Raw genomic sequence first — 13,516 nt, 5'->3', positions numbered from 1 at the left:
AGGCGTCGCTTAGATGGATAGACGGCGCGGTTGAGGCCGGGCGAATCCCGTCAGCGGCTCCCCCGGGGCGCGCCGCCTACAGCTTGGCGGCGCTGATCTCCGCGATCGTGGCATACTCGATCAGCGCTGCCCTTCCGGCGGCCGTGAGCGTGTAGCGGCCGCGACCCACCCGGAAGAACCACGAATAGTAGTTCTTCTGCAGGAAGGCGGCGGCGCCGGGCACGCCGCTCCGCTTACGCAGCGCGGCGGGCGTTACGCCGCGCGGTGCCTCCGCCCGGCTGAGCGCAGCCGCCGGGCCCGCACCCGCAGCAGCGTTCCCCGCCGCTGCTGCCGTATCCGTGGCCGCCGTCCCGGCAGCGGCCACGGCAGTTCCCGGCGCGCAGCCCGGCGACGCGCGCCCCCCGCCGAGGCCGGCCGCATCAGCGGCTTCGGCCTCCAGGGCCTGCAGCGCGAGTGCGACGCGCAGCGCCTTCTCGCGGTAGGCGGTCACGAGCTTCACGCGCGTGCTGCCGCCGGTGTTGTAGTCCCCGCTGCGCTCGCGGAACTCGTAGAGCAAGCGCTCGCGGCGGCGCACGGCGCTGCGGGCCTGCGGCGGCGCCTCGCCCGGCTCCGCGAGCACCTCGACGAGCGGGGCCTTCGTCTTGTAGAAGACGACGGTGATCAGCCCGAGTCCCAGGCGGCGGCACAGCCCGCTGAGCTCGCCCCAGCGCTGGTTGACCGCGCCTTTCTTCTCCCTAACGCGTTCTACCGCAAGGTAGACGTTAGGGCTTAGACGCAATCGTTCAATCCCCTGCAGCAGCAGGGCGAGATTGAACGATTTTTTCATCTCTACGATCAGCGGCTGGGCCTCGTCCTCCCGGATGCCGACCAGATCGCAAGTGCGCACCTCGCCTTTGATCTCATAGCCCTGCCGTTCAAAAAATCCCTTCAAAGGAGCATACAGCTCCGTTTCCTGCTTGATCGCCATTGGTTGTCACTCCTGCCCTGGATTGCAGCGTAATCATTCTTCAGAAATCATGATTCTCTATTATAGCACAGCAAAAAAGAGGTCAACTATTCCGGGCTCGCCGCATAGGTATGTAATACACTTTCTAAGCTTGGTGGAGCAAGTAGGAGCGCAAGAGGAGGCAGCGAGCCATGGATATTTTTGAGCGTATATCTTCGTATCGGGCTGAGAACGACCGTTTGGCGTGGAGCGGCACTTTCAAGGACTATATAGAACTGCTGAGACTAGACCCCTCTCCCGCAAAAACGGCTCATTCCCGCGTATACGACATGATCAAGTCACACGGCGTCGAGGACATTAACGGACGTAAACGGTATAAGTTTTTTGAGCAGGAGATCTTTGGACTGGACCGTGCGGTGGAGAAGCTGGTGGAGGAATATTTCCATTCCGCAGCCCGCAGACTGGATGTGCGCAAACGGATCCTGCTGCTGATGGGACCGGTCAGTGGAGGAAAGTCCACACTTGTCACACTGCTGAAGCGCGGACTGGAGCAATATTCGCGTACAGATGCGGGTGCGGTGTATGCCATTGAGGGCTGCCCGATGCATGAGGACCCGCTGCATTTGATTCCGCTGGAGCTGCGTCCGGAGATTGAGCGCGAGCTGGGGGTGCGCATCGAAGGCAATCTCTGCCCGTCCTGCCAGATGCGGCTGAAGAATGAGTACCACGGGGACATTGAACAGGTTGGGGTGGTCCGGGTGCTTTTGTCGGAAGAGGAGCGGGTGGGGATTGGTACATTCAGCCCTTCCGATCCGAAGTCGCAGGATATCGCTGACCTGACCGGCAGTATCGACTTCTCAACCATTACCGAATTCGGCTCGGAGTCCGATCCGCGCGCTTACCGCTTCGACGGGGAGCTGAACAAGGCCAACCGCGGCCTGATGGAATTCCAGGAAATGCTGAAATGCGATGAGAAGTTCCTGTGGAACCTGCTGTCCTTGACCCAAGAGGGCAACTTCAAGGCCGGGCGGTTCGCGCTAATCAGTGCTGATGAACTCATCGTGGCCCATACGAATGAGACAGAATATAAGTCCTTCATCTCCAATAAAAAGAACGAAGCGCTCCAGTCGCGCATGATCGTCATGCCGGTTCCTTATAATCTGCGGGTCTCGGAAGAGGAGAAAATCTACGCCAAGCTCATCGGCCAGAGTGATATGAAGCATGTGCATATTGCCCCTCATGCGCTGCGCGCGGCAGCGATCTTCTCGATCCTGACCCGGCTCAAGGAGAGCAAGAAGCAGGGCATGGACCTGATCAAGAAGCTGCGCATGTATGACGGCGAAGAGGTTGAGGGCTACAAGGAAGCGGACCTGAAGGAGATGCAGACCGAATATCTGGATGAAGGCATGTCCGGCATCGACCCGCGTTATGTCATCAACCGCATCTCCAGCGCTTTGATCAAAGGCGACCTGCAGTGCATGAATGCGCTGGATGTGCTGCGGGCGATCAAGGACGGCCTGGATCAGCATCCTTCGATCACGAAGGAGGAACGTGAACGGTACCTGAACTTTATTTCCATTGCCCGCAAGGAATACGATATTCTCGCCAAAAGCGAAGTGCAGAAGGCGTTCGTCTACTCTTTTGAGGAATCCGCCAAAACCCTGTTCGAGAATTATCTCGACAACATCGAAGCCTTCTGTAACTGGTCCAAAATCCGTGACCCGCTCACCGATGAGGAGATGGAGCCGGATGAGCGGCTGATGCGCTCCATTGAAGAGCAGATCGGCATCTCCGAGAATGCCAAGAAGGCCTTCCGCGAGGAGATCCTGATCCGTATCTCCGCTTACTCCCGCAAGGGCAAAAAGTTCGAGTACAACAATCACGACCGGCTGCGGGAAGCCATTGAGAAGAAGCTGTTCACCGATCTGAAGGATATCGTCAAAATCACCACCTCCTCCAAAACACCGGATGAAAGCCAGCTCAAACGGATCAACGAAGTCAGCCGCCGCCTGATTGATGAGCACAACTACTGCCCGATCTGCGCGAATGAGCTGCTGAAATATGTTGGAAGCCTGCTGAACCGCTGACGGGAAGCCATTGACGTCAGTAGATAATGGAAAAAGGGACGATCTCCGGCCATCTTCATGGCTGGGGATCGTCCCTTTGCATTGTCGAGCCGGTCTGCTGCACTCCCGTGCAGCTTCCTTACGGACTGGAGAGCCGTTATTTTCTACACAACGTCACTGCCACAATTTCCTGAAGTCTTATTCCTTAGTGTCCTTAGCCTGCTGCTCCTTACCGCCAATCTTAAAGCCTGCTTGCCCGTTGTATTTGCCTACCTGTCCGGTGATATCTAATCCAGCACCTTGCCCTCCGCCGAGCTGTGCCTTGGCCTCGGCACCGAGACCATTCTCACCGCCGAGCTGCAGATGGGTCTGGAGTCCGGCCCCTTCACTGAGACCCAGGTGACCTTCCGCATCCGCACTCAGACCGTGTTCACCTCCGGCTTGCGCTGCTGCATGGAAGCCTGCCCCTTGGCCGCCGCCGAGCTGGGTTGTGGCCTGGGCTTCAAGCCCATACTTGCCGAAGGCCTGGGCCTCTGCATCAAGTCCAAGGCCCTGGCCGTTACCCAGCTGGGTATTGCCCTGTGCCTGGATTCCGTAGGAAGGGTGGCCGATGTGGGCGTCCGCATGAATACTAGCGCCAGAGTGTGCTATATTCCCGCCAGCGTTCAAGCCAATGCCGTGCTCACCGCCAACTTCGCCTCCGGCATCAACCTGGATTCCCTGCCCGCTGCCTGCATTGGCGTTCATATGTCCCTTCGCAAGTTTATCGTTTCTACTGTGGTCTTCTGTGGCCTGAGCTGCCCGGCGGGTCTCCGGGCGGACCAGATGATAGTAATGCGAGTAGGGAAAGGAATCGTAACGTTTCTGGTCTTCATTCTCAAAGGTCATAGGCGATACCTCCATAATTCAAAGTTATAATAGCCTATTCACCGTAGCCCGGATGTGTGTTGTAATAGTTGCAGTGTTATGCTATAGGCAAGGAGGCGACCTATGGAAACCATTCTGATCATTGAAGATGATGCCAAGCTTGCAGGACTGCTGAGCGCATACCTCTCTAAATATGATTATCGCACCATTCGTATTGACGACTTCTCGAACGTGCTGGAAGCCTTTAAGGCGAGCGCTGCCGCTCTTGTGCTGCTGGATGTCAATCTGCCCAAGTACGATGGTTATTACTGGTGCCGCCAGATCCGCCAAATTTCGCTTTGTCCCATTCTGTTCATTTCAGCCAGAGACAGCGGGATGGACCAGGTGATGGCGCTGGAGAACGGCGGGGATGATTATATTACCAAACCGTTCCACTACGAAGTCGTTTTGGCCAAAATCCGCAGTCATCTGCGCAGAGCCTACGGCTCATATGCACAAACTCAGGGGGAACGTACGCTACATTCAGGAGCTCTAACCCTGTATCCTGAACGTTATACCATCCAGTATGCCGGGGAATCCATGGAATTGACCCAGAAGGAGTCTATCCTGATGGAAGCGCTGCTGCTGAAGGAAGGGCGTGTGGTCTCCCGGGAGAAGCTGCTGGATCTGATGTGGGAGGACCAGCATTTCATTGATGATAATACCTTGAACGTCTACATTACACGTGTCCGCAGGAAGCTCAAGGATCTTGGCGCGGGAGAAGTTGTTGAAACGGTAAGGGGCGCCGGGTATCGTCTGAATATACCGGGTGAAGCACCATGAGATTATTCTGGAAGGATCAGGTTCCGCTGCTGCTCTTCTATCTGCTGCAGATGCTCCTGGTTCCGGTGTTGTATTGGATCTCAGGCGAGGACAGGCCCCCGGCGATCATTGGATACGGTGTGCTCCTGAGCGGCAGTATTCTTCTCTTGTACCTCGGTTACCGTTATGTTCAGCACCGCAGATTATATAAGCTGTTAAGCTCTCCCGGCACCTTCTCTGCGGATCAGTTGACACCCCTTGGAGAGGTTGCGCTTCCCGAGGCCGTTCAAGAGCTGCTACAGAACATGGACCGCCAGTATCAGGAGAAGCTGAACGGGCACATCCGGCAGATGGACCAGCATATTGTGTTCATTAACCGCTGGGTGCATCAGATGAAGACCCCCATCTCTGTTATACAGCTCATCCTGCAGGATCTGGAGGACGAAACCGCCGGCAGCATTCAGGAGGAGGTGGAGAAGCTGCGCAAAGGACTGGAAATGGTCATCCACACCTCCCGTCTGGAACGTTTTGAGAATGACTTCCATGTGGAGCTATTGTCCCTCCGCAAGACTGTCGGCAATGCGGTAGCCGGGAACCGGAGACTATTCATCCGCAGGGGAGTCTCCGTGAATATTCTGGTGGATGACGGGACCCATGTATACAGCGATGCCAAATGGCTGATGTTCATGCTGGGCCAGATTTTGACCAATGCTGTCAATTACACGGTCGGTTCCGGCAAAACGGTGACGATCTCTGCACACCCCCGCGGCAAGGATACGGTTCTGGAGATTTCAGATCAGGGCATTGGCATTTCTCCCGAGGATTTGAAAAGAGTATTCAACCCGTATTTCACCGGTGAACGCGGGCGTCAATATCATGAGTCCACCGGAATGGGGCTGTATCTGGTCAAAGAAATCTGCACCAGACTGGGACATGCCGTTGAATTGGAATCCCGGCCCGGGGCAGGAACTGCGGTCCGGATTATTTTTAACGGCCAAGCCCCTGTACAGTAACCGAACATAACCTTAAACCAGGTGTAAGATAGCCTTAAGGTAAAGCCATAGCAGCGGAATTGCTCATCCTGTACATTGGAACAAGGATAAAGACCCACACACAGGTAAACACTTGTTTCCCTAAGGAAAGGATGATTTCAGTGAATGTATTGGAAGTGAAAGGACTGAATAAAGTATATCCCGGCAAAGTGAAGACCCAGGCGCTTACCGATATTCATCTCAGTGTCGAGAGCGGGGAATTCGTAGGGATCATGGGGCCCTCCGGCAGCGGTAAAACCACATTTCTTAATATGGTATCCACCATTGACCAGCCTACCTCCGGAGAGGTGAATATCAACGGCAGTAATCCGTACAAGCTGAATAAGAAAGAACTGGCTCATTTCCGCCGCAGACAGCTCGGCTTTGTCTTTCAGGACTTCAATCTGCTGGAGACGTTAACTGTGGCTGAGAATATTGTGCTTCCCCTTACGCTGGATAACCGCAAGCTGAAAGAGATGGATTCCCTGCTGCTGAAGGTTGCTGAACAGCTTAACATTACAGATATCCTGAATAAACGCACCTATGAGATATCGGGCGGACAGCGGCAGCGGACTGCTCTTGCACGTGCAATCATTACGTCCCCTGCGATGATCCTGGCTGATGAGCCGACCGGTTCCCTGGACTCTAATTCCTCGCGGATCGTTATGGAATCGCTGGCGAACATTAACCGCACACAAGGCACCACCCTATTGCTGGTTACCCATGACCCGCAGGCAGCGAGCTACTGTAACCGGATCATCTTCATTAAGGACGGCAAGCTGGCTGCCGAAATTCACCGTGGCGATAACCGTCAGGCCTTTTTCCAGAAGATTATTGACACACTATCGTTTTGGGGAGGGAATAGTCATGAGCTTTCCTCAATTCGCGTTTAATAATGTACGGCGTAACGCCCGGGCTTATATTGCTTATTTCCTGAGCAGTTCATTTATGGTCATGGTATTTTTTGCTTATTCCGTATTCATTTATCATCCCGGGATTGCGAGTCAGAATATAGGGACCATGGCGGTAACGAGTATGCGGGTCGCAGCCTGCATTGTGTATGTGTTCGCTTTTTTCTTCGTACTGTATTCCATCGGAACATTTTTGAAATCACGGAATCTGGAGTTCGGGATTCTGACCATCCTGGGTGCCCGGCCCAACCAGATTAACCGGCTCATCTTCCTTGAGAATATGCTGATCGGCATAGTTGCCATTGTAACCGGAATCGCAGGGGGCATGCTTCTCTCCAAGTTATTTCTGCTGCTCAGCACAAGGGCGATTGGAATTGAGGATCTGCCTTTCTACTGGCCTGTCCATGCCATGCTGGTCACCTCCCTGTCCTTCGTCTCCTTGTTTCTGTTCATCTCCTTCTTTACGCTGCTGCTTATCCGCAATAACAAAGTACTCGATCTGCTTCAGGGAAATGTTAAGCCGAAAAAACAGCCGAAGGCCTCCCTGTTTCTGTCCTTAATGGGCGTAATCCTGCTGAGTACCGGTTTTTATGCCCTGCGGATTGAACTCAGTCCCTTTGCTATTATTCTGGCCGCTGTTGCGGGAATTAGCGGCACCTATTTGTTCTACTCCCAGCTGTCTGTTGTTGTCATTCGTCTGCTTAAGCGCAGCCGGAGATCCACCTGGCGCGGCACGCGGCTGTTGTGGACTTCAGAGATGAGTTACAAACTGCGGGACAATTCGCGGATGTTATTCATGATTACAGTAGTCACGGCCTTGGCCAGTATGGGGGCAGGTTATGTTCTGTCCATCAATCAGGCCGGAAGAGACGAGTACAATGAGAAACCTTTTGCCATCACCCAAACCTATTACCGGACCACATCGGCAGACCCTGACCGGAGCACAATTCACCAGGAACTCAAGGCGGCGGGTGTGGAGTACACGGAGAAGAGAACCGACTTGCTCTCTGCATCGGCACTGGATGAAGAGGGAAGGGAGAACGGCCTGTATCTGATCGGACTTGCCCAGTATAATGAGCTTGCGCCTTTGGCTGATCTTCCGGCCGTAACCGGACTGGGTGCAAATGAAGTCGTTGTTGTAGCGTCACCAGAGGTGGAGAAGAAGGAGTATATCCGTGACCAGATGGTTACCTTGGCTGAACAGCCCGCTGTATCCCTCTACGTCAAGGAGAGTGTAACCACAGAATCGGTTGGGTTCATCAGTTCAGTAGCCCCTGTGCTGATTGTGCCGGAGAAGTGGGTGGAGATGGTCAGAGTAGCCCGGTCGGCTGAAGAGGGCAAGGAGGTCAGACCTTATATCAGTTATCACTATAAGGTTCCGGCATGGGATACAGGATCACTGCCTTCCATCGACAGTCAGGAGAATATCGTAGGCACCAAGCTGAGACAATGGAATACTGCAAGGGAAGGGACAAGCGATGAGGTGTTCGATTTAACTTCACGCGCCGCTAATTATTGGGTTCTTAAACAAAGCACAGCCATGCTCAGCTTCGTCAGTGTTTTTGTGGCTCTGATTTTTTCGGTGGCATCGGCCAGTTTCCTGTATTTCAAGCTGTACAGTGATCTGGCTGCAGATATTCGTATGTACCGTGCGTTATCCAAGATCGGGCTAAGCACCAGTGAAATGTCAGCATCAGCAACCAAACAGATTGCGGTACTGTTCTATATACCTATTGTAGTGGCTGCTGTTCAGAGTCTGGTGGTCATCAGCCCTATCCTGGAGACGGGAATCATGAATGTGCTTAAGCCGGTACTGACCACCTTTGCCGGGTATCTGATTCTGCAAAGCGTCTTTTTCATCATTGTGAAATCAAGATATATCCGCAGTCTGAAGAAAATGATGGTATGAACAAAGAATAGTAACTTCTTACAAGAAGGCAGCCCAATTAGGGCTGTCTTCGTCGTTCAATCACGTATTTACATTTGACATTAAAATGAAAAAGATCTAGAATAAAAACTGATTGAACGATCAAAATAAAAAATGACTGATCAATATTTTAAAAGGCGGATGAATATATTGGAAAATAAGCACTCTTTGATAGCCGATGCGCGCCGGGAACAAATCATTAAAGCTGCCATCGTAGTTCTAACGGAAATTGGATATCTTAGCACCAGCCTGTCCAAAATCGCGAATAAAGCGAATATAAGCACAGGCCTTATATCTTATCATTTCTCGGGCAAGGAAGATTTGATGAGGAACACTTTAATCTACCTGGTTGAGCAGGAGCGGGCTTTTATTAAAGGGAAAGTGGAACCGAAACAAACGTATATGGAGAAGTTAATGGTTTTTATTGAAGCAAGCTTAGCCTATCAGGGCACAAACCGCGCCTATAACATTGCTCTGCTTGAAATTGTTTTTAATGGGCGTACACCTGATAACGTCCCTTATTATCTGGCAGAGATTAATGATGAAGATGAATTGAATGTTTTGTTGAAAGGGATTCTCTACAAGGGGCAGGAAGCTAAGGAATTTGGTGATTTTGATCCTATTGTAATTGCAATTGTCATTCGGGGGGCTATATCCGCTTCCCTGTCATTGCCTAAAACTGAAATGAGTCTTGAAGATTACAATGAAAAAATCATAAAGAGCGTATTGAAAATGCTGAAATAACGCAGCAGGCAAGCCAGTTGATATCTCTGTTGTTTATTATCCGAAAGGAAGTGAAGAAATGTTCACCAAGAGGAGCCGGAGCAAAGCTATGCAACGGGTCAAGCCGGGAAACGGACGTCCATTGAAGGACTTCCGCTGGTGGCAACCGCTCTCCCGGGCCCTGTTCTACCTCCCGTTGACGAACAATGATGACCAGCAAGGCGTTTTTGCTGTGGATGTCCCCTATTGGGAGCGGCTGCTTACGGATGACGGTAAGGGTAAGGCCCATCTGTATCTCAATGGCAAGCATTACGCCCAATCCAAGCTTCCTGCAGTCTTTCCTGTAACTGGTGGAACGATTGAAGTAGTGTCCACGGTTTTCGGCCTTAGACGTTGCCACTATGTCACGAGTGAAGGGGGTGTGAGACAGCTTATCCCGGATGAGAGGTCGGCAGAAGGAAGGCGTGCCCGTCTTGGCCGTAAGCATCCGGGATTGAGCCGCTGGATCGGATATATTTCACTGATTATGATTCTGGTTCCCATGGTTCTTGCCATCCCTCAGATCATGGACCAGATTACCCGAGTGCCTGAGATTGCTGAGCGCTTCGGAACCTTCAACTCGCCCATTGCGCTGCCGGTGTGGCTGAACATGCTGCTCGGTCTTTGCGCCGCCACGGGCAGTGTGGAACGCGCAACCCGTCTGCGCTGGAACATGCTGCTGGACGGCAGCTCTTAGATAATAGGTCAAGAAACAGCCGGAGGGGTAACCATTTAGCATTTGAATTTGCTATGTGGTATAATGTCCGCCAGTTCAGTTTAACAATAGACATCCGGCAAAGGAGTTAACCATGGTCAAACAACGTAAGATCTTACTAACTATAACCGTGTTGTACACATTGCTTGTTCTTTATTTTATGTTCTTCGCTTTCGGCAGAGGAGAGGCTTCGGATCATACCATCTACACCTTTATTTTCATGCCCGATAACTTCCTTAAGCTGCCGTCCCCATCTGATCTTATGCCTCCAACCCTGATGGATTTGGTGGGGTTCGGGAACACGATTGCGTTTATTCCTTTCGGTATATTGATTCCATGGCTGTACCGGGTCAGCTTCGTCCGGTTCATCAGCTTGTTCTTCATCGCGATTCTTGTGCTGGAAACGCTCCAGGCTCTTACCTTCCTGGGCAGCTTCGATATCAACGACGCTCTTCAGAATTCGATTGGCGCAGCTCTCGGTTTTGGGGCGTACAAGCTTGGTTTCCGTTACCGGAGCCTCGGGCGCAATCTGGTGGCAACGGCTTTATCGGGGTTGGTCCTTTTTATAGCTTTATGGGGATTAGGCGCGGCGGTAGACAAATTAATAACTAAAGTAGAGGGTCCGTTTACGGCGATCACTGATTGGAAGGACACCTCGGGCAATTCATCCACAGGGGACAAGCCGGACAGTATTCAAATCAACGGACAGAAGATACCGCTCCGCTATAACCTATATAGCGCTGAAAGCTTAGATTCCAGAACGTTCACGTACAAGTCTGAAGGCCGGACGATTTTCTGCTTCACTTTCGGAAACCCCGAACCAACGGATTATTCCGGTGAGATCAGTATTACCCGGGATGGCCAGGAGATCTTTAATTATACTGGAGACTTTCAGCGTACTAATCCTGAACAGTACCCTGTGGTATACGAGATGCCGGTTGAGCCGGGGGAAGAGCTGAAGATCACGATTAAAGGCGGCTTGGAAATATGGGATGTCGGGTATAAAAAGATGCAGTATATCTGGAACTAAACATAAAAAGGCAAGCCCCTTAAACGGAGCTTGCCTTTTTGGTCGTTATTGCCCGGCTGCGGCATCCAACTGAACGGCTACGTAACTTCCGAATTCAACCATACCCGCCTTATCCAGCTTGGTTGCATCGTGTTGCTTGATGACCTCGGCGGTTTTCTTCATCAGCTCTGAGTTGTCTGCATCGGCCAGAACGCGCAGGACCACCAGGGTCTCGCCTTTCTTCAATTGCTCTGCCAGCTTGGACTTGTACGCTTCAAGGGAATCGACCTCAAGCCCTTGGGTCACATAATAATCATAGTCATTGCTGGTGGCCTTGAACAGGGATAGCTCATGGTCCAGCCAGTAAGCCTTGTCCATCACATACTCTACATCTGTCGCAGTGGCATCGCTGGAATTGTAGAGCAGATAGGGAAGTCCTGAATTGGTAGCATTATTCGTCGGATCGACATTGACCCATTCGTCGCCGATTTTCACTTTGTTCCAGGCGTGATTCACGCCGCTCATGGTTCCCGTGACCACCATCGAAGGGACTTGGGACAGGTCAGCGAGCAATTGGAAGGTGTGGGCATAACTCATGCATACGCCAACTTTTTTGACCAGAATGCCGTAGGTACTGAAGGAATCATTGAATTTCGCATCCACACTCTTGAACTGCTGCTCCTGGGCATTCTCCAGCGCGGCATCGTCATAGGCGGTATTGTCATTCAGATAATCGTAGATCGCCATCTGCTTCTCATCAGCACTCATACCGTCCTTGAATATGGCGGCGATGACTTTGTCTGCCTCTGAGAGAATCTCACGCTGCTTGGACGCAATGACCTCGGATGAATCATCGTATTCCACATGCAGCGTCAGGTTCTGATAATCGTAGCCATAGCTGCGGAATCCGAGAATGAGCGGGTTCTGGTAGACTACCTTTTCCACTACATCGACCAGGGTCCGCGCATTCTGCGCCTCCGGGAAGGCCAGCAGCGGAATTTCGGTCTTTCCGCTGATCAGGGACAAGGCGAGATACTCTTCCAGCGCAGAATCGGCATGAATCAGGTCCGCCCGGATTGTTGAGGCAGGCACGGCCTGCTTGTTCCCCTCATCTACCTTGCTGCGTGTATTCTCCTTCTGCCGGTCAATGGCATTATCGCCATCGCCGGATTCGCCCGTATTGTCGTTGTCAATGATGGTCGGAACATCAGGAGCAGGCACATATTCCGTATTATTCTCCGGCTCCACATACCCTGGATTGGCCCCTTTGCTCTGGGCGGCTGCAAGACCGGCAATATCGGCATCCGTCAGCTGCGTAACCTGAACGTACCCTTTGAGTGCCGTTCCTTGAATGGAGTATGGCACATCGGTTGGACCGGACTTCTGAATCGTGATGGAATCCGTGTCATAGATCACAGTCCCCGCGGCTTTGGAGCCGTCAATGAACTGGACCGGGACGGTCTTGGGCAATTCGGCAGCGTTCTTGAATAACTTCAGGTTGATATTATCCTCGGAAGCTACGGTGCGCGGCAGCAGCTTGGATAACGAAACCGTATCCACCGACCGGCTGAACCTGGACTCTTTGCCTCCCTGAACAGCGGTGACATAATATTCACCTTGCACATTGTTGTTCTGAAGGCTGGTGATGGTCTCATCCACAATCCCGAGCGCGCCGCGCCCGTCCTTCATGAAGTCGTTATAAGAAGTGCCGGGCACCGTTGCAATCTTCAGCGGACGCTGATTCGCATATCCTTGCTCCGCCCCGTTCAGCGCCTCGTTGGTATTCTCCATCGTGATATGCGAAGCGCTGTAAATATTGTAGCTCTCAGCGCCCGGCACCTCATTCCACACCAGAGTCAGTCTGCCGTCAGGGCTGATGTCCGCATCCAGAGTCGGTGTAGGCAGATCCGATTTCACTGTAAACGGAATAATAATGGGCTGCTTCAGCGGAGTAGGCGATTTGGCATCCAGATCATAGTTAAGCCGGATGTAGTACACCGGGGCGTTCCCCCAGGAGCTGCCTCCGGCTTCGCGCAAGGAATCGGAAGGGAGTACGCCGAAGCCGAGCGGCTTGATGGAGTATACGCTTTTGCCGCCTACAAGCTGTGAGTCTTCAAGGGTCCCTACCTTACTCTCCGGCAGTGCCTTGATATCGGTATGTACGGATAACGTCTTGCCTATTGCTTCGGATCCAAGATCCGTATTGAATCTGAAGATGAATTCCATATCCTGCTCAACATTATACATAGGCATGATGCCCGGATTGTTGTCAGTATCGTATTTCTGCTTCAGATCATACACCGTCTGCGAAGCGTCCGGCGGAGTATTCTCCGGGGTATTCGTCGTTTCTGCCGCCGGACTGGCCGTCGGTGCAGGTGTAGACGCTGGACCCGCTTCCTTGCCGCCCCCCATGCAGCCTGTCAGAATTACACACATGATGAGCATAAGCATTGCCAATTGTTTCACTTTCACTAATGTCCT

The 13,516-nt window shown here is 52.5% G+C and carries 11 protein-coding genes; 8 read left to right on the top strand and 3 right to left on the bottom strand.

Annotated features, from left to right (window positions below):
* Positions 1–76: 76 nt before the first annotated feature.
* Positions 77–967 carry a DUF2161 family putative PD-(D/E)XK-type phosphodiesterase gene (locus HQN87_RS22685; protein ID WP_173137954.1) on the bottom strand — a complete coding sequence of 297 codons (891 nt, stop codon included), beginning with the start codon at positions 965–967 and terminating at the stop codon, positions 77–79.
* Between the two features lie 170 nt (positions 968–1,137).
* On the opposite strand from HQN87_RS22685, the gene HQN87_RS22680 reads away from it, so the two are divergent.
* On the top strand, positions 1,138–3,033 hold the full coding sequence (locus HQN87_RS22680) for a PrkA family serine protein kinase (RefSeq protein ID WP_173137952.1): 1,896 nt from the start codon (positions 1,138–1,140) through the stop codon (positions 3,031–3,033).
* 177 nt (positions 3,034–3,210) lie between these two features.
* Here the strand turns inward: HQN87_RS22680 and HQN87_RS22675 are convergent, their stop codons facing one another.
* On the bottom strand, positions 3,211–3,900 hold the full coding sequence (locus tag HQN87_RS22675) for a hypothetical protein (protein ID WP_173137950.1): 690 nt from the start codon (positions 3,898–3,900) through the stop codon (positions 3,211–3,213).
* A gap of 102 nt (positions 3,901–4,002) precedes the next feature.
* Here HQN87_RS22675 and HQN87_RS22670 point away from each other — a divergent pair, with 102 nt between their 5' ends.
* From HQN87_RS22670 to HQN87_RS22640, 7 genes are all read left to right on the top strand, one after another.
* Positions 4,003–4,701 (top strand): response regulator transcription factor, encoded by a 699-nt coding sequence (locus HQN87_RS22670; protein ID WP_173137949.1) that lies wholly within the window; start codon positions 4,003–4,005, stop codon positions 4,699–4,701.
* Positions 4,698–5,693, top strand: coding sequence for a sensor histidine kinase (locus HQN87_RS22665; RefSeq protein ID WP_173137947.1), 996 nt, complete (start codon positions 4,698–4,700; stop codon positions 5,691–5,693). Before HQN87_RS22670 ends, HQN87_RS22665 begins: the two co-directional genes overlap by 4 nt.
* Positions 5,694–5,833: 140 nt before the next feature.
* On the top strand, positions 5,834–6,604 hold the full coding sequence (locus tag HQN87_RS22660) for an ABC transporter ATP-binding protein (RefSeq protein WP_173137945.1): 771 nt from the start codon (positions 5,834–5,836) through the stop codon (positions 6,602–6,604).
* Positions 6,579–8,531, top strand: coding sequence for an ABC transporter permease (locus tag HQN87_RS22655; protein ID WP_173137943.1), 1,953 nt, complete (start codon positions 6,579–6,581; stop codon positions 8,529–8,531). Before HQN87_RS22660 ends, HQN87_RS22655 begins: the two co-directional genes overlap by 26 nt.
* Before the next feature lie 168 nt (positions 8,532–8,699).
* Positions 8,700–9,293 carry a TetR/AcrR family transcriptional regulator gene (locus tag HQN87_RS22650; RefSeq protein WP_173137941.1) on the top strand — a complete coding sequence of 198 codons (594 nt, stop codon included), beginning with the start codon at positions 8,700–8,702 and terminating at the stop codon, positions 9,291–9,293.
* A gap of 88 nt (positions 9,294–9,381) precedes the next feature.
* Positions 9,382–10,008, top strand: a complete 627-nt coding sequence (locus HQN87_RS22645; RefSeq protein WP_216857412.1) for a hypothetical protein — start codon at positions 9,382–9,384, stop codon at positions 10,006–10,008.
* Positions 10,009–10,120: 112 nt separating this feature from the next.
* Positions 10,121–11,056, top strand: a complete 936-nt coding sequence (locus tag HQN87_RS22640; protein ID WP_173137937.1) for a VanZ family protein — start codon at positions 10,121–10,123, stop codon at positions 11,054–11,056.
* 45 nt (positions 11,057–11,101) lie between these two features.
* Here HQN87_RS22640 and HQN87_RS33075 read toward each other — a convergent pair whose 3' ends face one another.
* A complete protein-coding gene (locus HQN87_RS33075) occupies positions 11,102–13,507 on the bottom strand; it encodes a transglutaminase domain-containing protein (protein WP_173137935.1) in 2,406 nt (801 codons plus the stop codon).
* Positions 13,508–13,516 lie beyond the last annotated feature (9 nt).

The sequence above is a fragment of the Paenibacillus tritici genome (assembly GCF_013204885.1).
Lineage (GTDB): Bacteria > Bacillota > Bacilli > Paenibacillales > Paenibacillaceae > Paenibacillus_AQ > Paenibacillus_AQ tritici.
The sequence above is the reverse complement of the archived record's forward strand: the minus strand, read 5'-3'. Positions and strand labels throughout refer to the sequence as shown.